The 20,662-nt window shown below is 46.8% G+C and carries 22 protein-coding genes; 18 read left to right on the top strand and 4 right to left on the bottom strand.

The window, feature by feature from the left end:
- Window positions 1–265 precede the first annotated feature (265 nt).
- The 13 genes from fliF to fliR all read left to right on the top strand — a co-directional run bounded on the left by fliF (window position 266) and on the right by fliR (window position 11,212).
- Window positions 266–1,948: a flagellar basal-body MS-ring/collar protein FliF gene (gene fliF, locus AACU94_RS23675; protein ID WP_135488350.1), complete on the top strand. Its 1,683-nt coding sequence runs from the start codon at window positions 266–268 to the stop codon at window positions 1,946–1,948.
- A complete protein-coding gene (gene fliG / locus AACU94_RS23670) occupies window positions 1,945–2,931 on the top strand; it encodes a flagellar motor switch protein FliG (RefSeq protein ID WP_135488349.1) in 987 nt (328 codons plus the stop codon). The genes fliF and fliG overlap by 4 nt, the downstream gene beginning before the upstream one ends.
- The gene (locus AACU94_RS23665) at window positions 2,918–3,634 is read left to right on the top strand and encodes a flagellar assembly protein FliH (protein WP_135488348.1); all 717 of its coding nucleotides are present in this window, start codon (window positions 2,918–2,920) and stop codon (window positions 3,632–3,634) included. The genes fliG and AACU94_RS23665 overlap by 14 nt, the downstream gene beginning before the upstream one ends.
- The gene (fliI, locus tag AACU94_RS23660) at window positions 3,631–5,019 is read left to right on the top strand and encodes a flagellar protein export ATPase FliI (RefSeq protein WP_135488347.1); all 1,389 of its coding nucleotides are present in this window, start codon (window positions 3,631–3,633) and stop codon (window positions 5,017–5,019) included. The genes AACU94_RS23665 and fliI overlap by 4 nt, the downstream gene beginning before the upstream one ends.
- A 2-nt stretch (window positions 5,020–5,021) precedes the next feature.
- Window positions 5,022–5,465 (top strand): flagellar export protein FliJ, encoded by a 444-nt coding sequence (gene fliJ / locus AACU94_RS23655; protein ID WP_135488346.1) that lies wholly within the window; start codon window positions 5,022–5,024, stop codon window positions 5,463–5,465.
- A gap of 1 nt (window position 5,466) precedes the next feature.
- Window positions 5,467–6,693 (top strand): flagellar hook-length control protein FliK, encoded by a 1,227-nt coding sequence (locus AACU94_RS23650; protein ID WP_167856164.1) that lies wholly within the window; start codon window positions 5,467–5,469, stop codon window positions 6,691–6,693.
- Between the two features lie 368 nt (window positions 6,694–7,061).
- On the top strand, window positions 7,062–7,571 hold the full coding sequence (gene fliL / locus AACU94_RS23645; RefSeq protein WP_135488344.1) for a flagellar basal body-associated protein FliL: 510 nt from the start codon (window positions 7,062–7,064) through the stop codon (window positions 7,569–7,571).
- Between the two features lie 5 nt (window positions 7,572–7,576).
- Window positions 7,577–8,593 (top strand): flagellar motor switch protein FliM, encoded by a 1,017-nt coding sequence (fliM, locus tag AACU94_RS23640; RefSeq protein WP_135488343.1) that lies wholly within the window; start codon window positions 7,577–7,579, stop codon window positions 8,591–8,593.
- Window positions 8,580–8,966, top strand: a complete 387-nt coding sequence (fliN, locus tag AACU94_RS23635) for a flagellar motor switch protein FliN (RefSeq protein WP_130209631.1) — start codon at window positions 8,580–8,582, stop codon at window positions 8,964–8,966. The genes fliM and fliN overlap by 14 nt, the downstream gene beginning before the upstream one ends.
- The gene (gene fliO / locus AACU94_RS23630; protein ID WP_135488342.1) at window positions 8,966–9,385 is read left to right on the top strand and encodes a flagellar biosynthetic protein FliO; all 420 of its coding nucleotides are present in this window, start codon (window positions 8,966–8,968) and stop codon (window positions 9,383–9,385) included. Before fliN ends, fliO begins: the two co-directional genes overlap by 1 nt.
- Window position 9,386: 1 nt before the next feature.
- Window positions 9,387–10,148, top strand: coding sequence for a flagellar type III secretion system pore protein FliP (gene fliP, locus AACU94_RS23625; protein ID WP_445298359.1), 762 nt, complete (start codon window positions 9,387–9,389; stop codon window positions 10,146–10,148).
- Between the two features lie 12 nt (window positions 10,149–10,160).
- Window positions 10,161–10,430 carry a flagellar biosynthesis protein FliQ gene (fliQ, locus tag AACU94_RS23620; protein ID WP_130224542.1) on the top strand — a complete coding sequence of 90 codons (270 nt, stop codon included), beginning with the start codon at window positions 10,161–10,163 and terminating at the stop codon, window positions 10,428–10,430.
- A gap of 2 nt (window positions 10,431–10,432) precedes the next feature.
- On the top strand, window positions 10,433–11,212 hold the full coding sequence (gene fliR, locus AACU94_RS23615) for a flagellar biosynthetic protein FliR (RefSeq protein WP_135488341.1): 780 nt from the start codon (window positions 10,433–10,435) through the stop codon (window positions 11,210–11,212).
- A gap of 33 nt (window positions 11,213–11,245) precedes the next feature.
- Here the strand turns inward: fliR and AACU94_RS23610 are convergent, their stop codons facing one another.
- The 3 genes from AACU94_RS23610 to AACU94_RS23600 form a co-directional block, all read right to left on the bottom strand.
- Entirely contained in the window at window positions 11,246–11,911 is a 666-nt protein-coding gene (locus tag AACU94_RS23610) for a hypothetical protein (protein WP_135488340.1), read from the bottom strand.
- A 440-nt stretch (window positions 11,912–12,351) separates the two neighbouring features.
- A complete protein-coding gene (locus AACU94_RS23605; RefSeq protein WP_135488339.1) occupies window positions 12,352–13,644 on the bottom strand; it encodes a FliC/FljB family flagellin in 1,293 nt (430 codons plus the stop codon).
- A gap of 343 nt (window positions 13,645–13,987) precedes the next feature.
- Window positions 13,988–15,247 (bottom strand): FliC/FljB family flagellin, encoded by a 1,260-nt coding sequence (locus AACU94_RS23600; RefSeq protein ID WP_135488338.1) that lies wholly within the window; start codon window positions 15,245–15,247, stop codon window positions 13,988–13,990.
- A 291-nt stretch (window positions 15,248–15,538) separates the two neighbouring features.
- On the opposite strand from AACU94_RS23600, the gene fliD (AACU94_RS23595) reads away from it, so the two are divergent.
- From fliD (AACU94_RS23595) to AACU94_RS23575, 5 genes are all read left to right on the top strand, one after another.
- The gene (fliD, locus tag AACU94_RS23595) at window positions 15,539–16,675 is read left to right on the top strand and encodes a flagellar filament capping protein FliD (RefSeq protein WP_276606027.1); all 1,137 of its coding nucleotides are present in this window, start codon (window positions 15,539–15,541) and stop codon (window positions 16,673–16,675) included.
- A gap of 16 nt (window positions 16,676–16,691) precedes the next feature.
- On the top strand, window positions 16,692–17,039 hold the full coding sequence (fliD, locus tag AACU94_RS23590; RefSeq protein ID WP_276606026.1) for a flagellar filament capping protein FliD: 348 nt from the start codon (window positions 16,692–16,694) through the stop codon (window positions 17,037–17,039).
- A 51-nt stretch (window positions 17,040–17,090) separates the two neighbouring features.
- Window positions 17,091–17,498, top strand: coding sequence for a flagellar export chaperone FliS (gene fliS, locus AACU94_RS23585; RefSeq protein WP_135488337.1), 408 nt, complete (start codon window positions 17,091–17,093; stop codon window positions 17,496–17,498).
- Window positions 17,491–17,826: a flagellar protein FliT gene (locus tag AACU94_RS23580; protein WP_135488336.1), complete on the top strand. Its 336-nt coding sequence runs from the start codon at window positions 17,491–17,493 to the stop codon at window positions 17,824–17,826. The genes fliS and AACU94_RS23580 overlap by 8 nt, the downstream gene beginning before the upstream one ends.
- 73 nt (window positions 17,827–17,899) lie before the next feature.
- A complete protein-coding gene (locus tag AACU94_RS23575; RefSeq protein WP_339379195.1) occupies window positions 17,900–19,312 on the top strand; it encodes a sigma-54 interaction domain-containing protein in 1,413 nt (470 codons plus the stop codon).
- A 34-nt stretch (window positions 19,313–19,346) separates the two neighbouring features.
- Here AACU94_RS23575 and AACU94_RS23570 read toward each other — a convergent pair whose 3' ends face one another.
- The gene (locus tag AACU94_RS23570) at window positions 19,347–20,645 is read right to left on the bottom strand and encodes an aromatic amino acid transport family protein (RefSeq protein ID WP_135488335.1); all 1,299 of its coding nucleotides are present in this window, start codon (window positions 20,643–20,645) and stop codon (window positions 19,347–19,349) included.
- Window positions 20,646–20,662 lie beyond the last annotated feature (17 nt).

Genomic DNA, 20,662 nt, shown 5'->3' with positions numbered 1-20,662 from the left:
AGTTGATACTAATGTCTTATCAGTTCTGTTTAATTTAGGCGTACTTTATCATGGCGGAAGTTCAGCAGCATTGTGGGAAAAGTCAGCACAAACCTGTTCTTATTGCAGATTAGGTTTAGGGCAGTTTCAGGCGATAATTCTTATCTGGCAAATTTTCTGAAATGAAAAATTGTCGCGAATAATACTCATCACCAGTTTGTTCATCTGCATCTGCAATATGACACCTGCGTTGAAGTCGTACCATTTAACTTTACAGGAATATGGCATGAATGCCACAACCCAGGGTAATAAAAAAAATAGTCCCTTTGATTTTAAGGCACTACTGGAACGAATTCGGGCAAATCCCAGAATTATTTTTATGATCGCAGCGGCGGCGGCAATTTCAATTGTTGTCGCCTTGCTATTCTGGATGCAAGGGCCAGTTTATCGCGTTCTCTACAGTAATATTAGCGAACAGGACGGCGGAGCGATTGTTACTCAGCTTAGCCAGATGCAGGTTCCTTATCGCTTTGCCGATCATAACGGCGCCATCATGATCCCGGAAGACCAGGTTTATGAGGTCCGACTTAAACTCGCGCAGCAGGGGTTGCCGAAAGGTGGCTCTGTAGGATTTGAACTGCTCGACCAGGAAAAATTTGGTATTAGCCAGTTTAACGAGCAGGTTAATTTCCAGCGTGCGCTTGAAGGAGAACTGGCTCGCACTATTGAGACGTTAGGTCCAGTACAGAGCGCCCGTATCCACCTGGCAATACCGAAACCGTCACTGTTTGTCCGCGAACAAAAAGCGCCTACCGCCTCAGTGACCCTGACTTTACAAAATGGCAGAACACTAGATGATGGCCAGGTTAACGCCATCAGTTACATGATAGCCAGCGCGGTTTCTGGCCTTGATGCCGCTCATGTCACCATTGTGGATCAGTCTGGCCATTTGCTTTCCGGCAGTGACACTCACAATACCCAGACAACACAGCTTAAATATATCCGCGAAGTTGAAGATGACTATCAAAACCGTATTCAGGCCATTCTGACGCCCGTTGTCGGTAGCGCCAACGTTCGCACACAAGTTACGGCACAAGTTGATTTCACCCAGAATGAGCAAACTGTTGAGGAATATGCTCCCAACACGTCGCCAGACAAGATGTCCATCCGCAGTCGCCACGTTGTTCATGATGAGCAAGGCGGGAAAAGCAGCGTTGGCGGCGTACCTGGCGCGTTAAGTAATCTACCGCCTACGGCAGCCAGCGCTCCGGTTACCACCTCAACGCCAGCGCGCAGCGCTAAAGATAGCGCAGCCCACCCGGTTTCTCAGACGACAACTCAAAAGCTACAGCCCTACAGTCAGAACCATGACGACATTACCAATTACGAGCTGGATAGAACGCTAAAACATATCACCCGTAACACAGGTAATGTGGAACGTTTGTCGGTCGCGGTTGTTATTAATTATCTGCCAGGAAAGGCCGGAGAACCGGCGGCTCTGACGCCAGCGCAGATGAAGCAAATTAACGATCTGGTTAAAGAGGCAATGGGCTATACCGCTTCCCGTGGGGATTCGGTAAATGTGGTTAACACGCCATTTAGCCAGGCAGATAAAGACATCGCTCTTCCACTGTGGCAACAGCAGGATGTTATTCAGTTAGTTCTTTCCGTACTGCGTTATCTTTTAGTCGCTCTGGTTGCCTGGGTGCTGTGGCGTAAAGCCGTATGGCCATTCTGGGTGAAACATCAGGAAATGCTGCTCCAGCGACTCGAAATGGAAAAAGAAGCACGTCAGGCTGAAGCAACGGCGCAGCGACAGAAAAAAGAACACTGCGAACGTGCCAAAGCGCAACAGCGCATGGATACAGAACTGACTACTCAGCAACTGCGTGAAATGGCCGATGAGGCACCGCAGATTATTGCACTGGTGATCCGCCAGTGGATGAATAAGGAGCAGAAACCATCATGAATGCCGCCATGCGAAGCGCCATTGTTATGCTAACGCTCGGCGATGACCGGGCAGCCGATGTCTTCCGCCATCTCAGTCCTCAGGAGGTGGCACAGATAAGCAGTGCCATTGTCAGCATTAATACTTATACCCATGAGCAGATTGCTCAGGTGTTGAGCGAATTTAAACGCGACTCCGAAGAGTACGCATCTATTAGCATCAATACGGATGAATATTTACGCAATGTGCTGGTTAAAGCATTGGGAGAATCCCAGGCTGAAGCATTATTAGATAATCTGCTGGATGCCCGTGGTGAAAACAACGGTATTGAAACGTTGGGGCTGATGGAACCGTATATGGTTTATGACCTGATTCGGGAAGAGCATCCGCAGATTATTGCGACGATTCTGGTGCATCTGAAACGTGCTCAGGCAGCAAATGTGCTGGCGAAATTTGAAGAACGCGAACGTAACGACATTATGTTGCGTATTGCCACCTTTAACGGCGTCCAGCCGGTGGCACTGCAAGAACTGACGGATGTACTGAACAATCTGCTCCACGGTCAGTCACTGAAGCGCAACAATATGGGCGGTGTTCGTCCGGCGGCTGAAATTCTCAACCTGATGAAAACTCAGCAGGAAGAAGCGGCGCTTACTGCATTCCGCGAATTTGATCCTGAACTGGCGCAAAAAATCATTGATGAGATGTTCCTGTTCGAAAATCTGGTGGATATGGACGACCGCAGCATCCAGCGCCTGTTGCAGGATGTCGATGGCGAGTCTCTGTTGGTTGCGTTGAAAGGATCCGATCAAGTACTGCGTGAGAAATTCTTCAGCAACATGTCCAAACGTCAGGCCGAAATTATGCGTGATGATCTCAATTCACGTGGTCCGGTACGTATGACCCAGGTCGAAGCAGAACAGAAATCCATTCTGTTGGTGGTACGTCGTCTGGTGGAAGCCGGAGAGATGGTGATTGGGGGAGGTGAGGATGTCTACGTCTGAGACAACCTGGAAACCCTGGCGGCCTGATGATCTGCTCGGGCAGGGCAGTTCTTCATGGCCAAATCTGGAGTCTGAAAACCACGCAGATGTAGATCCAATGTCTGACCCGGACCGGCAGGCCGAGCTTGCCCGTGTTCGCCAACAGGAAGGGCAAAAAGGCTTTACGCAGGGGCTGGTAAAAGGCGAGGAAGAGGGGCGTCGTCGCGGCTATGAAGAAGGATTACAGCAGGGAAAAACGGAAGGCATTAACCAGGGATTAGTGGAGGTTCATGCTCAACAGGCTTTGTTAACTTCGCAGTTTTCCCGCGTTATGGAAAGTTTTCAGATCTCGGTTGAAAACATGGACAGCGTCATCCCTGCCCGCCTGGTGCAACTGGCGCTGATGGCAGTGCGAACTCTGCTAGGCGAGCAGGGCGTTACGGATAAAATGCATACCGGACTGATGAATCACATTCGCACGCTACTCAATGAAGACCGCTTACTGAAAGGTAAATTTCGCCTGACCATTAGCGCGGAAGAACCAGAAGAGGTTCGCCAACAGCTTGAGACGTTGCTCTCATCCTATGACTGGGAATTGTGTGCTGATCCCCATCTTCTCCCCGGTGGTTGTCGGATCAGTACGGAAGAAGGGGAACTGGACGCATCGCTGGAAACCCGCTGGCAGTCGTTGTGTCAACTGGTTCGCAACAGGGAAGGTGTATGACTTCGCATCTCAAAAACTGGCTGGGTGCTCTGGAACAGCAAGAAACGCGGATGACGACGTTACCCGCTTTTCGTCAGTACGGCAGGCTGATCCGCGCGACTGGACTGGTGATGGAAGCCACCGGACTAAAATTACCCATCGGAACGCTGTGCATTGTTGAACGTGACGGCCCGGAGGGTATTCGTTGTGTAGAAAGTGAGGTTGTTGGTTTCAGTGGACAAACGCTGTATCTGATGCCGCTGGAACATGTGGACGGCATCTTGCCTGGCGCCAGGGTCTGGGCGCCGGATAGCGGTGATAAGTTAACACAAGGCAAGCAGCTTCCTATTGGGCCTGGATTATTGGGGCGTGTGCTGGATGCCAGCGCTCGACCACTGGATGGCCTTCCTCCTCCCAGTAATAGTGATCGGGCAACATTATTTACCGCTCCGTTTAACCCGTTACAACGCGACCCCATTCGCAATGTGCTTGATGTCGGCGTTCGGGCGATCAATGGATTACTGACCGTGGGGCGAGGCCAGCGCATGGGGCTGTTTGCAGGTTCCGGGGTTGGCAAAAGTGTCCTGTTAGGCATGATGGCGCGCTATACCACCGCAGATGTGGTGGTTGTGGGACTCATCGGCGAGCGAGGCCGTGAAGTTAAAGATTTTATTGAAAATATCCTCGGACAGGATGGCTTACAGCGGTCGGTGGTTGTTGCTGCGCCTGCCGATGTATCGCCGGTACTGCGTATGCAGGGGGCGGTATATGCAACCCGTATTGCGGAAGATTTCCGTGACCGTGGATTAAATGTGTTGCTGATCATGGATTCGCTGACGCGTTATGCGATGGCACAACGTGAGATAGCATTAGCCATTGGCGAACCGCCAGCAACCAAAGGCTATCCGCCTTCTGTTTTCGCCCGTTTACCGGCCCTGGTGGAGAGAGCCGGGAATGGTATCCGTGGCGGTGGATCAATCACTGCATTCTATACCGTATTGACGGAAGGCGACGATCAGCAGGACCCGATTGCGGACTCCGCTCGCGCCATTCTCGACGGACATATTGTTCTGTCACGCCGACTGGCGGAGTCAGGTCACTATCCGGCCATTGATATTGAAGCTTCTATCAGCCGTGTGATGACGGAAATTACGCAACCAGCGCAATTTCAAAAGGTACAGCGTTTTAAACAACTTCTGTCCTCGTGGCAGCGGAACCGGGATTTGGTCAGCGTAGGGGCGTATGCCAGAGGCAGCGATCCTTTACTGGATCAGGCGATCACCTTATATCCAGAAATGGAGCGCTATCTGCAACAGGGCATCCATGAACGCCAGGAATATGATGTTTCATGTCGCCAGCTCGATGCGTTATTCCCGGAGAATAGAGGCCCTGAAGCAGGTGAATAATCATGGCAACATCAGCACCAATGGATGTTTTGCGGGATCTGGCCGAAAAGAAACTCAATGACACTACGGTGCGGCTGGGGCGTGCGCGCCAGTTGCATGAGAATGAAATCTCCCGTTTACAACAATTACAGACATATGAATCTGAATATCGCCGACAACTGCAAAACACCATTGCCGATAAGGGTATGTCAGTGTCTACGCTCCAGTCATGGCAAAGTTTTATTGGTGCGCTGGAAAAGGTCGTTTTGCAGCAGGTACATCAGGTGAATAACAGCCAACAGATTGTCGATGCCTCGCTCAACGACTGGCAAAAAGATCGTCAGCGGTTAAACGCATTTGAAACATTAAAAAGCCGGGCCGAAGCTCAGCGTCTATTGAAAGAAAACCGACAGGAACAAAAAATGATGGATGAATTTGCCCGCCGCGCCAGCCAGAGGGGAAAATAAAATGCAGGTAATTTCTTTACCTATGAATACTGGCAATTTGGGGCATGGACCCTCTGCACCCCAGAATGATACAGATGCGCCATCATTTGCAGACGAACTCGGCAGTAAATTGCCTCCTGATTCCAGTACGAAGCTTCATCTTCCGCCGGGAGGAACGGTAAATCTGTTACCGACTGAAGAAGAAAAAGGAAAGGAATCCTCTGATGTGGAACAGCCAGGTATAGTGGATGGTTTGTTTTACATGCTCCCGGCGCAAAGTGCTCCATTACCGGGGGCGGGGATCAATCAGGAAATGACACAATCACCGTTTTTTGAGGGCGCGGGACTGGTTTCTGCCGTGAAAAACCCGGTGGTGTCGCCAGAAAATGTGGCATCCCAAACAGAAAAAGCGGATTCAGGCGTGAGTGTGGCTGACACTGAACTTTTACCGACTCCGAATGGGGATGAGTTACAAACTGGCACTTTCGATAGTCGCTCTCAAAAGCTGAACAAAGTCGTTGCATATTCTGCGTTGGCGGGGAAAGTAGGCAAGCCGATTGCGCATCTACCTTCATCGCTGCCACAAAATCAGGGCTCCTTGCATCTCGAGTCGGCAACAAATACCGATAAGGCACTGCCTCAGTCATCAGAACAGTTGGCAACGTCTCTTGATTCAGCAATAGCAGATAAATCGGCGGCACAGATGCCTGTACAGCATCAGGATAGCCATATGGCTGATGCTCTACATATCCCAACCATTGGGGATATGAGTATTCAAATCCGTGAGCCCGTGGGTGTATCCCCATCTGCGCAACCCTCGGTATTGACCGCGTCTGTGGGGACTACGGAATGGCAGCAGAATTTGAGTCAGCAGTTGGCCTGCTTTACTCGTGAAGGGATTCATCATGCGGAACTGAGATTGCACCCTGAAGATCTTGGTAGTCTGCACATTAGCCTGCGGATAAATAACGATCAGGTGCAGCTTCATTTTGCCGCAGCCGACCACCAGGTTCGCAATGCGCTTGAAACGGCGATGCCGCATTTGCGAAACTCCCTTGCAGAATCAGGGATCTCTCTTGGGCAAACCAATGTTGCTGCGGACTCCAGACCTTCGTGGGAGAACGGTTCGCAAAATCAGGCAGCAGAACAGGATATGCAATCCGATGATGGTGCGGAAAGCGTACCGGATGAACCAGGCGTAATTCTGCATACGCTCAGTCGTTCCGGCGGAATAAATACTTTTGTCTGATACTTTAATTTTGTCATTTATCTGAAAGCCCGGTTTCCGGGCTTTGTTGTTTTATTCTGGTGGTATTTCTGCCGGGTTTAAACATGCTTCTTTGCTGGCTGTTGATAGCGATCCTGGTCTTTAATTTCATTAAATTTCAAATAGTTATAAATCTCACTCAGATGGTGTGTTTTTTATCATTTATGCAACATTGATTTTTATTAAGGATGCAGGCAAACGTTTACAATGTTGTCTGAAGTCAAATCTATCTATCAATTTAATGCCAGCAGCGACATTTTTTTGCCGGATTATTAATACCTGGTTATGTAATAGAATACAGCTCCTGTCCCGGGTGTAACGGGGTACAAATTACTGAGTATATTTTTGTGATGTCAAAAAAAAACCTGGATACCACTCAGAGTGGCAAAAAAAGCAAGAGTCGCATAGTGCTGACCGTCCTGGCATTTGTTTTTGCCAGCGCATGTTTTGGTTATACCTGGACAGAACTGGAGAGTTTAAAGAACAATGTTAAAAAAGGCACAATAGAGCAGGAAATTGAAGAAATAGAGGAAACCTTTGAAGTACCTATTTATACACCTTTGGATACGTTTACTGTCAGCCTGAAGCCTGGTGTCGATGGAACAGAACATGTTCTGTATGTTGGATTGACGCTGCGTCTGAAAGATCCTCGCTCCCAGGAATTGTTAAAGCGTTACCTGCCAGAAATTCGTAGCCGCCTTGTTATGCTATTTTCACAGCAGACGATGGATGAGTTGAGCACACGCGAAGGTAAACAGCAACTGGTTCATGAAATTGAACAAGAACTGGCAAATCCACTATCCGGGAAACAGACGGTTAAAGTTACCGATGTTTTATTTAACATCTTTATTTTACGGTAATCGCTATGTCTGACAATATTTTGTCACAGGATGAGGTGGATAGTCTTCTGAATGGCGGTGGTAACGGCGCATCTGAAAACACTCTATCTGCCATGACTCCTGAGGATGATATCCGTCCTTACGATCCGGTGACGCAACGACGCGTTGTTCATGAAAGACTTAGCACGCTGGAATTCATTAATGAACGTTTTGCCCGCCAGTTTCGTGTCGGCGCGTTCAACGTGTTGCACCGCAGTCTGGACGTCACTACCGGTAATATTCGGGTCCAGCCTTATCATGAGTTTGCGCGTAATTTGCCGGTGATGACCAATCTTAATTTGATTCATCTGTCACCTTTGCGCGGGACGGCGCTGTTCGTCTTTTCTCCCAATATGGTGTTTATGTTGGTGGAAAATTTATTTGGCGGTGACGGACGTTTTAAAACAAAAGCGGATGGGCGGGAGTTTACCCCCACTGAACAACGTATTATTCAGCGTATTTTGTCAATTGCTCTGGAGTCTTATGACTTTGCCTGGAGTACGGTTTATGGCCTTAAAACAGAATATATTCGCTCAGAAATGCAGGTGAAATTCACCAATATTACGTCGTCACCGAATGATATTGTGATTACAACGCCGTTTTATATCGAACTGGGTTCCGAGTGTGTCCAGATGGATATCTGCATCCCGTTCAACGTTATTGAGCCAATACGTTCTTTGCTTACCAGTCCACCACAGGAAAACGCCTGGCAGGAAGATCAAAACTGGCGTAATACGCTGGCTTCACAGGTCAGAAATACGGAACTGGAACTGGTGGTGAATTTATCCGACGTACAGATGCGACTGTCACAAATTATGAGCCTCAAGCAACACGATATTTTACCGTTAGATAAACCTGAAATCGCTGAAGCTTATGTTGATGGCGTGCGGGTACTGTCCGGGAAATATGGCAGCGCAAGCAATCAGTACGCCTTGCAGGTAGAAGAACTTTTTAATACAGCATTAGCACCTTTTTCTAAGGAGAGCTCGCATGAGCAAGAATGAACAGGCGGGCACTACCTCTACTCCCGCAGATACGGCCTGGGCAGACGCACTGGAAGAACAGCGCGAATCCGCAGGAACGACGGGCGTGATGGACGGGGCGAAAGCGATTGCCTCTGACCTGAATCTGGTTATGGATATTCCGGTCAGAATGACGGTAGAACTTGGCAGAACCCGTATGACCATCAAGGAACTTCTGGCACTGAGCCAGGGGTCTGTGGTTGCGCTGGAAGGTCTGGCGGGTGAACCTCTGGATATTTTGATTAATGGTTATCTTATTGCACAGGGAGAAGTGGTTGTGGTGTCGGATAAATTCGGTATTCGTATTACCGATATTATTACGCCATCTGAACGTATTTATCGCCTGAGCAGATAATGATCAATAGTACCCATACAGTTTTACCCACCGCTTCAACAACCAGCATGTCGTCGGTATGGATGCATACCGGCGGTATCCTCTGCCTGATAATATTCGGGTTACTTCTTTTACTCTGGTATTTACGTCGTTCTGGCGGTATCTCAGGGAAAAAAAATGGCCGCAATGCGCTGTTAAATATTAAATTCAGCCAGTCTCTGGGGCCGCGTGAACGCCTGGTTCTTGTGGAAGTGGGAAATCAATGGTTACTGCTTGGCGTGACGGCAGAAAATATCTCCTGTCTGAGCGCCATCGACAAAAAAACAGTCGAAGAAAATTTTGCGGCTGTTGATCAACCGCAGTCCCGTAGCTCGCTGGTTGACTGTTTTCAGACAGTGCTGGCAAACAGTCTGCGAGGGCGTTATGGCAATCAGCAATAAAATAAAACCGTCATGGCGGGTAATGTCGATTATCTGTGGCCTGTTGGTCATGGTGTTTGGCATCGGGTTTCCTGTACATAGCGCATTCGCTGCTAATAGCGACATTCTGTTAACTCGCCCTGCAGGTGGGGAAGGCTGGTCTTTACCGGTACAGACGCTGGTCCTGCTGACGTCGCTAACCTTTCTGCCCGCTATTTTGCTGATGATGACCGGTTTTACGCGCATCATCATTGTGTTGGGATTGCTGCGTAACGCGTTGGGAACGTCATCAACACCACCAAACCAGGTGCTGTTAGGTCTGGCGCTGTTCCTCACTTTTTATGTTATGTCGCCCGTGTTTAATAAAATCTATGACGACGCGTGGATGCCTTTAAGTCAGGATAAAATCACCGCTCAGGTCGCCATCGATAAAGGCATTCAGCCGCTGCGGGAATTTATGCTGCAACAAACGCGTCAGGATGATCTGGCTTTGTATACCCGCATCGCTCATCAGCAAAACTTCGCCGGACCGGAAGATGTGCCGCTAAGTCTGCTGGTTCCGGCGTTTGTCACCAGTGAATTGAAAACAGGTTTCCAGATTGGCTTTACCATCTTTATTCCGTTTTTGATTATCGACCTTGTGGTCGCCAGTGTGTTGATGGCGCTGGGGATGATGATGGTGCCGCCTGCGACAATCTCATTACCTTTTAAATTGATGTTGTTTGTTCTGGTCGACGGCTGGCAGTTGCTGATTGGTTCACTGGCTCAAAGTTTTTTTAGCTGACGAGGAGAAGAGATGACAGAAGAACAAGTTATGGCGATGGGATTCCAGGCCATTAAAGTCGGTCTGATGATTGCTGCCCCGTTATTACTGGCGTCGTTGGTTGCCGGGTTGGTTATCAGTATTCTCCAGGCGTCCACGCAAATAAACGAGATGACATTATCGTTTATTCCCAAAATATTGCTGCTCGTGGTGGTCATTATTGCCCTTGGCCCCTGGATGTTAAGCGTCATGCTTGATTATATGCACGGGCTATTTAACAGCCTGCCTTATCTGATTCGTTAGTTATGCTCACACTCTCTCTGGCTGATCTTTACCTGCATATCGGTCAGTATTTCTTCCCGTTTTTGCGTATCCTGGCTCTTTTTACGTCAGCGCCGATCTTTAATGACAAATCGATCAATAAAAAGGTCAAAATTGCGCTGTCGGCACTCATAGCCTTTCAGATAGCCCCCATATTACCTGAGAGCAATATTCGTATTGTTTCGTATGAGGGATTTCTGACAGGGGCGGGGCAGCTCATTATTGGCCTTATCACCGGCTTAATCATTCAGTTGATTTTTGTGGCTGTCCGCCACGCGGGCGAACTTATTGGCCTGCAGATGGGACTTTCATTTGCCACCTTCTATGACCGTGCCGGTGGGCAGAATATGCCCGTTATTGCCCGCTTTCTTAATTTACTGGCTACGCTGATCTTTTTAATCGCCAACGGACATCTTTACCTTCTGGAGATTATCGCCCGAAGCTTTGATATTTTGCCCGTTGCGGCCTCGTTACCCAATGCGTCTGCTTATCTGGCTTTTGTAAAACTGGCGGGGCTTATTTTTAGTAGCGGCTTGATACTGGCGTTACCTATTGTGGCGTTACTGCTCTGCATTAACCTGACACTTGGCATTATTAACCGTCTGACGCCGCAACTTTCAGTTTTTGTGATCGGTTTTCCTATTTCACTCAGCGTTGGCTTACTGGCGTTATCGCTGATGATGTACTCTTTTGGTCCGCTTTTTGAAAGCCTGATGGCTACCATCTTTGATAATCTTCTACAAATTATGACTGCGATGAGATAGCCCAGCCTCACAGCCGTTGTGAACCCGGAAGCCTCAGTATTTTTGTCTTAAAATTTTGTCGTTTTCTGTGCGGATCTCCCCGCTGATATACAGTTCGCAAAATTGCCTGTATGAACTCAGACCTAATTTTTTTAGCGCGCCGCGTCTGATCTGATACAGCGTCGGTTCCGGTATTTTCATGCAGCGGGACATTTCGCTTATTGATTCCCCGGCAAGGGGAAGCACCAGACAAATCCATTCTTTCAGGGAAAAACCATAACGTTCGTCCCGGTAGCGATTAATCGTATGCATCGGACGGAATGTTTTACCCCGTAGCCAGGTCTGGAAGTTACGCTGAAAAAGACCGGAGCGCAGGTTATGAGAGTTAAAAAAAGTCACCTTACCGGCAAACTTGCGCGAGATGTAATACGTCAGATAGGAGTTATAGCGGCTGACCAGCACGCCAACGCGTTTACGGCTATTAATCTGGATAAGAAAGTCGACGGCGTCTTTGAAGATACGCAGCGATTCGGTCCCTGACATATCAAGCACTAGCATAATGGTCAGCGTATCATCCATACCGATAGTGACTTGATCAATTCGATGAATAAACGACAAGTTAATGTTGTTGTCGGAGAAAAGATGCTTCATCCCAAATGTGAAATACTCACACAGGGCCATGACAAATACAGGTGGTGTAGAATGAGTACAGATTTCCATTAGTGCGCGGTCCTCGCGTATATTCCTGATTACCTGACTGGTGTTGTTCATCAGTAGTAAAGGTACTGTTGGGATCTAACATCCTTAGTGGTCAGTATAATACACTATATTAAGGAAATCATGATTGAGAAACTTCGATATGAAATATATTCAGAGTTTAATACTAAGACGCAATAATTATTCGTAATAGAGATAAGCTGGCGGCAATGTCGATGTGTTCGATCCTGCATTTTTTTCAAAATGGCCAGGTGTAATCATTTTTATTATTACTTACGATAAATATTCTTATCAAGAAAATGACTATTCCGAGTATTAATGCGTTTTATTTCCAGTCGTTAAGATGATGGCGGGTACTTAATGATAAAAAACCAGCCCAGGAGGAAGATCCGGGCTGGTCGGGGGGCACGCTGGCAGAATCATTCTGCCAGGGGGGGGGCCTATTAACGCAGAAGCTGCAGAACGTTCTGCGGAACCTGGTTAGCCTGTGCCAGCACAGAAGTACCCGCAGACTGCAGGATGTTCGCACGGCTCATTTCAGACACTTCAGACGCGAAGTCAGCGTCCAGAATGCGAGAACGGGACTCGGACAGGTTGTTAACGGTGTTGTTCAGGTTGCTGATAACAGAATCGAAACGGTTCTGTACGGCACCGAGGCCAGAACGCAGTTTGTCAACCTGAGACAGCGCAGCATCGATAGCTTTCAGCGGATCGGTGGTATTGGCTGCGTTTACGCCGGTATCGGTTACTGTAGCCTTGTATGCTGTCGGTACAGCTTTGTCAATGGTGACATCAGCCTTAGTTAAACCACCTTTACCGTCATCAAGATAGTAGTTACCTTTACCATCGTCTTTCAGGGTAGAGCCGGCCGGTACGCCTGCCGGCGTAATCAGCTGAGTTGCTTCCTGACCTTGTACTGTTTTAGGAGCGGTAGCTTGAGTGAAAGCCGTACCTACACCACCTGTACTATCGAAGGAAAAACTGCCTTTCCCGTCATCAATGATTTCATAGTACTTGTTATTTGCCGGATTAGCATCGGTACCAACCTGGGCATAGATCTTACCTGCATCATCTTTAACGATATCATCTGCTTTGACGGGGGCGACATTCTTGTCTGCAGCCTGAGCCACATCATACTTATAGCCTTCGTCAACGGTTATTTTGCCGTTGGCATCTTCGGAGTTATGAAGAGTCGCAACGTCCGGACCCGCAACGTTGAAATTAGTCATATTGAGAGTGTTGGCATCCATCTGGGTCAGATCGATGTCGATAGTTTCTTTATCGTTAGAACCTACCTGAATAGACAGAGACTGATCCTGGCTGAGAACTTTAACGCCGTTAAATTCAGTCTGATCGGAGATACGGTTGATTTCAGACAGACGGGCATCGATTTCGTCCTGGATGGACTGACGGTCAGACTCGGAGTTAGTGCCGTTCTGTGCCTGAACAGTCAGGCGACGGATATTCTGCAGGTTATCGTTCACTTCGTTCAGCGCACCTTCAGTGGTCTGAGCGATAGAGATACCGTCGTTAGCGTTGCGGGAAGCCTGAGTCAGACCAGAGATGCTGGCGGTGAAACGGTTGCTGATAGCCTGACCAGCAGCATCGTCTTTTGCGCTGTTAATACGCAGACCAGAAGACAGGCGTTGGATCGCAGTGCCGAGAGTGGACTGAGATTTGTTCAGGTTGTTCTGTGCAACCAGGCTCAGCGCGTTGGTATTAATGACCTGTGACATGATATATCCTCAATGAGAACCTGGCGGTGCGATCCGCCCGGAATAGAATTTAAACTGAATATGCGTTGTAACTGCCGCATACCCTATATATCGGCGCAGCCATAAAATGGCTAAAGAGCATTTATCAGAAATATAAAAAATTTTATTTTAGATTATTAATAATCTGAGCTAGGGAGTGAGGTTGGGCGCAGGCAGCAGGAGAGGAAATATTTGTTTTCGGATTGTTTGAGCAAAATGGCTGTCAGGCAATAATAAATATTAACGACTGGATAAAAATAAAACCAGCCCGCGGGGATACCGGGCTGGTTGGAATTATCGACAGAACTATTTTGTCAATAAAGGATTAACGCAGAAGCTGCAGAACGTTCTGCGGAACCTGGTTAGCCTGTGCCAGCACAGAAGTACCGGCAGACTGCAGAATGTTCGCGCGGCTCATTTCAGACACTTCAGACGCGAAGTCAGCGTCCAGAATGCGAGAACGGGACTCGGACAGGTTGTTAACGGTGTTGTTCAGGTTGCTGATAACAGAATCGAAACGGTTCTGTACGGCACCGAGGCCGGAACGCAGTTTGTCAACCTGAGACAGCGCCGAATCGATAGCTTTCAGCGGATCGGCAGTGTTGGTTGCATTTTTACCGGTATCGGCCACTGTTGCTGTATATACGGCAGTCGTTTTATCAATATCGATTTTTGCTCTGGTCATGTTACCGGTGGTTGTGTTCTTGATAAAGTAATTGCCTTTACCATCGGTATCAATTTCTGAATTTGCGGGAGCAGTCAGAGCGACTGACTGCTGAGCTGTTTCGCCCATAACAGACGTAAATTTAGCCGGTGCAGCAACGCCTTTCGTGCTGTCAAAGTTTAAATTACCATTGCCATCATCCTTGATTTCACAGTATGCATTAGCTGCACCTTTTGAAGGATCAACCGCATACAGCTTGCCTGTGTCATCTTTAACAATATCCGTGATATCAGAAATTGCGCCAGCACCTGCATCTTTCAGATGTGCAGCATCGTATTTATAACCTTCATCCACCTGCATAGAGGTGGCTTTAGTCAATGTACCGGTTGCACCATCAACGGTGAAATTAGTCATATTGAGAGTGTTTGCATCCATTTTGGTCAGATCGATATCGATAGTTTCGCTATCGTTAGAACCCACCTGAATAGACAGAGACTGATCCTGGCTGAGGACTTTAACGCCGTTAAACTCAGTCTGATCGGAGATACGGTTGATTTCAGCCATACGGGCATCGATTTCGTCCTGGATAGACTGACGGTCAGAATCGGAGTTAGTGCCGTTCTGTGCCTGAACAGTCAGACGACGGATGTTCTGCAGGTTATCGTTCACTTCGTTCAGCGCACCTTCAGTGGTCTGAGCGATAGAGATACCGTCGTTAGCGTTGCGGGAAGCCTGAGTCAGACCAGAGATGCTGGCGGTGAAACGGTTGCTGATAGCCTGGCCAGCAGCATCGTCTTTTGCGCTGTTAATACGCAGACCAGAAGACAGGCGTTGGATCGCAGTGCCGAGAGTGGACTGAGATTTATTCAGGTTGTTCTGTGCAACCAGACTCAGCGCGTTGGTATTAATGACCTGTGACATGATATATCCTCAATTAAAACTTGGCGGTGCGATCCGCCCGGAATAGAATTTAAACTGAATATGCGTTGTAACTCCCGCATACCACAGATATCGGCGTGGAAATAAAGTGGCTAAAGCGAATGAGATAAAAAAAAGTAAAAAATTTGGCGGAAATGTAAGAGGACAAAATAAAGAAGGTTAATCATTTCATTTATTACTTTGTTGAAAAAAGGTTAAATATTTATCCAGTCTGTTTTTATGCCGATATAGGGTAGAGATTCTTAAAAATCACAACCCCTCAGGAGAAACAACATGGGTATATCATCACTGGGAATCGGTTCAGGGATCGATACCGCATCAATGCTGGAGCAACTGAAAGCCAGCGAACAGCAGCGCCTGACGCCCTATACCAGTCTTCAGAACAGCTATAAAGCGAAGATTTCAGCCTGGGGAACGCTCTCAGGGCTGTTGTCTACGCTGCAAAAATCGGTGAAGTCATTAGGTGGTGATGCGTTTAATACCCTGAAAGTGAGTACCAACAAAGCTTTTACCGCAACGGCAGGTACTGGCGCGCTGGCGGATACTCATGAAATTACCGTGGAACAACTGGCATCTGCCCATAAACTGAAAACGGCAACCCAAACCAGTGGTGACACTGCTCTGGGGACGACAACTAGTGGTGGAACAAGAAAGATCACCATTACGCAAAAAGACGGAAAAACCACCGAAGTTGAGCTTAATGATGATGAGACTTCGTTAAACAGCATCGCCAAGGCTATCAACAAGCAAAATGGCGATGTCAGTGCCAGCGTTCAGCACGCAGACAATGGTTATCAACTGGTTCTGAGTTCAAAAACCACCGGCAGCGACGGTGAAATGAGCGTTAAGGTCGATGGCGACCAGAATCTTGCTGACATCATGGATACCTCGGCGGGCGGCCAGCATCAGGACGATCAAGGTGTACCTGATCCGGGGAAGCCCGGTTTCGGTGACAAGATGATTTCGGTGTCGGATGCTAAAGACGCCAAACTGTCTGTTGATGGTACTGACTTTACCCGTTCCAATAACAACATTACTGACATCATTGACGGCGTGACCCTGAAGCTGAATGCCGTTTCTGAAGCCGATAAAAATGATCCAACCAAATTACAATCCGAGCAGTTGACATTAACGGCTGATACCTCCGCCATTAAAACCAACCTTAAGGATTTTGTTAAGCAATACAATGCGCTGTTGTCAGCAACAACTGCCGCCAGTAAATATGTCAAAAATGATACCTCCGGCCTGAGTGATGATGCTGTCGCAACGCCCAGCACCAAGAGCGGGGCGTTGATGGGCGATTCCACGCTGCGCGGAATGGTCAGTCAAATTCGTTCTACGGTAAACGGCGTTTACGGTGATTCTGGCGCTGATTATGGTTCATTAGCCGATCTGGGTATCAAAAATTGATGCCGCAACCGGACAGATGACGCTGGATGAAGACAAGCTGGATAAAGCGATAGCTGACGATCCGGACCAGATCGCCAATATGTTTGTGGGTCATGGCAGTAATGAAGGCATGGCAACCACGCTGGGAAATATCATCAGTAGCTATATTGGTACTGGTAGCGATGATAAAACCGGGCTGATCAAGACCACCACTGACGGTCTTGATTCACAAAACAAGGTGGTTCAGCAGCAAATTGATAAGACCCAGAAGCTGATCGATGCTCAGGTTGAGCGTTATCGCATCCAGTTCCAGAATCTGGATACCGCGATGTCAAAAATGAACAGCATGAACTCGCAATTAACCTCTCTTTTATCAACTCTTTAATAGAGTAAAGGCTGACGGAGCGATATTCCGTCAGCCTCGCAGGAGTCACATATGTACACTTCACAGGGCGCAGAAGCCTACAAAAAAGTTTCGCTACAGAGCAAACTGGCAGGAGCAACCCCACATCAGCTTATTTCTATGCTGTTTGATGGTATTCATAGCGCAATCCAGAAAGCGATTATCTATTTTGCGCAGGGTAATATTGCGCGTCGCGGGGAGATGATCTCAAAAGCGATTAATATTATTGATAATGGCTTACGGACCTCGCTCGATCATGAAAAAGGTCTGCATATTGCAGACGAACTCGAACAACTTTATGAGTATATGTCACGTACATTGTTTCAGGCTAACCGGACGAACGATCCTGAATTGCTGAAGCATGTCGATCAACTATTAATGCGGCTTGCAGAAACCTGGGAAGAAATTGACCCACAGCAAACCCGGGGGAGACGTGACTAATTTGATTTCACATTATGATAATTTGTTCGACATGAACCAGTCGATGTTAACGATGGTGCGTGAAGAAAAATGGGATGCCTTTTTAGCGCTTCTGGATATCTTTCTGGCGAAAGCGGAAGACTTAATGACTGGCACCAGTGGGGTAACGCTGTCTGAAATCGAACGCGAGCGTATCAGAAGCCAGGTACGCGAACTTATGAACGGTACTGAAGAGTTGATCCGTAAAGTCAATATCAGACTCGAAACGCTTAAGCAAAACATGTCGTCCTTGCATCAGGGTTCAAAAGTGAGTCAAATGTATACCGCTTTTGATGCGGCAAGACGTTAATTCCCATTGATTATACTGCATTTCCAGGGCGGCAAATGAACAGTGTTAACATTAGTTAATGTCCATAGGAGTCATGGGCATTAACAATATTTTTTATTCTCAACAGGTTACACTATATTCTTTTTTTCAGTCTCTGGATTTTACGCAACCCTCTCCTTTAACGTCGTTCTTCATTGAGATTTTCCTCAACTCTGTGATGCCTTTGGCAGAACATCCTCCTCCTTGCAGTAAAATGCCAGTCGATGTGTTCAATAAATGCAATGGAGCTTATGTGTTTACAATACGCTGGAATATAAAAACCATTGACCGTATTTCAATGATAGAAGACGTTTTAAAAGAGTTTTCATTTTATAATTTTAATATTATTTCAATGAAAGTGACAGCCGGTCGTATTCTGATTAAATCAATGTGTCGTCATACTGGAGATATAAATAGTGTGGTGACACGGTTAAGTAATCATCCTGACATTATTAATATTGAGCATTTTAGTACCGATGGTGGGATCTCTTCTCATATATCAGTAAAACCGAGCGAGTATTTTACTGATATCATTAGTGAAAGCCAGCAAATGCAATCGCTTATAGAAAAAGCGATAAAGTTTTCCGAAAGTCGTTTTACCGTATTGATTCGCGGTGAAACGGGAACAGGGAAAGAGTTGCTGGCGCGCGCTATTCATAATTGTGGGTCACGGCGTTTACACGCTTTTATTCCGGTAAACTGTTCGACTATTCCTGAAGAACTGATGGAAAGTGAGTTCTTTGGTTACGAGAAAGGCGCGTTCACCGGGGCCGATGGTAAAGGGAAGAAAGGATTGTTTGAAATGGCGGATAAAGGCACGCTGTTTCTTGATGAATTTGGCGAAATGCCACTAAGTATGCAGGCAAAACTACTGCGCGTTTTGCAGGATAGCGGTATCCGGCGTATAGGCAGTTCTCAGATTGTCTCTTTCGATACCCGGGTTATCGTAGCCACTAATGCAAACCTGGAAGAGATGATGTTGAATCGTCAGTTACGTGCCGACCTCTACTATCGAATAAATATTCTTTCGTTAACGATCCCGCCGCTTCGCCAGCATCCGCAAGATATTACGTTATTAATTGATCATTTTCTGCAAAAGCATGCTTGCAAGTTCAGGCGAGCATTGGTTTTTGATAAACATAGTCTGGAATTTTTGCAGCATTACACATGGCCGGGTAACATCAGAGAACTGGAGAATATTATAATCCGTTTGATGCATATGTCGGACAGTGGAATAGTGACAATGGAAGAGCTGAAATGGATGAATTCTACATGCCGTGAGAACCTACAAAGCCACAGTGAGAATATGGGGCCTTTAAAAGAGCAAGTTCGTTTAACTGAACGTAAAATTATCGAAAAGATGTTAGATGATAATAATTCTGCACGCAGCATCGCTAAAGTACTGGGCGTTTCGCACACTACCGTTTTGAATAAAATACGCAGCTACCAACAAGATGTGGTTTATTAACGCCCCCATCTAAAAAATGAGGGCGTCCGAAATACTACTCGATGAGTTTCAGCAGCGGTGAGAGGCAGAGTAGAATACCGTAGATAAAAATAAGCCAGGTTCTGATTCCGCGCAGGTTTTCTAGCGCCTTGACACTGTAAATTAAGAAAACTGGGATCAAACAAGAGACGATACCGTACAATGGACTTCCAAGCTGGAAAAACACCAGGACGGATACACGAAACGAAACCCAGACAACCAGTGTGGCAACAATAAAAACCCCAATTCCTGCTGTGAGCATTTGCGGGCTGACTTTCTCAACATTAATTACCCGACTTAGAATATTGAGCACAATGCCTTTCAATGCTTCATGAAAACCAAGATAAATACCGAAAAAAGCGGTCAGGACTGCAAAGATATTTAATATTGTCGACGCAAGATGAATAATTTCTCCAGGTATCACTTGCGTTGCCAGCGCCAGGGCGGAAATATTCTGTTCAAATGCGGAAACCGCTTCTTCATGGCTGATGGAAAAAGTGAATGAGAATGAAAAGAATAATATGATGGTTATCAGTGCAATGTAACTGATTCGATGCGTGCGGATGGCCATTCTGGTGGCCATCACCCTGTCTTTTTCTCTTTTTCGATACGCGATATTCATCGGATTCAACACCTGAATAAAGACGGCTGAAAAAAAACAAAACGGGATGGTCAACAGAACGTCGCGGAAAAAATCACTCATTGGCGGAAATGCAGTGATATTATTAAAATTCCAGTGTGGAATCATGATAAAACCCAGGATAACAATAATCCCTACTTTGATGATTACCATTGGCCCGGAAATTTTAAATAATATTTTTTCTCCACGAGAGGCAATGGCAACTAAAACAGAAAAAACAATGATTTTATAGATAATGGATTGTGACAAGTCGCTATCGGTTAAACCAAAGTGTCTGATGTACGAAGCGCTGTCAAAAATGACGGAAAGAGAGTAGATGAATATTCCATGAACAATCATCAAAAAGTAGATAACCCCTAAAAAAATGCCCCAGTTTTTCCCCAGGTAGTGGCTTATAATATCAGTATAATCGTTGCAGGTTTCACTTTTAGAAAGTGTTTTAAGATACATATCCTGCACAATATAAGTTGCAGGGTAAGCAATAATAAATGCTGTAATGAAAACCCATATCCCTTTTAACCCGATCTGCACCGGCATTAAAACAGTACCTGCGCCAATTGCCATGCCAATGCATAATAAGACCCAACCAAAGTCATAGCGTGTAAAGGGGAGTTTATTGGTGAGTGTGTGAGAAATATTTACATAATTATCCGTTTGTTGCGTGCTGATTTGCATAATGAGCCTCCATCCTA

It is taken from the genome of Escherichia sp. E4702, from assembly GCF_963883545.1.
Lineage (GTDB): Bacteria > Pseudomonadota > Gammaproteobacteria > Enterobacterales > Enterobacteriaceae > Escherichia.
The sequence above is the reverse complement of the archived record's forward strand: the minus strand, read 5'-3'. Positions and strand labels throughout refer to the sequence as shown.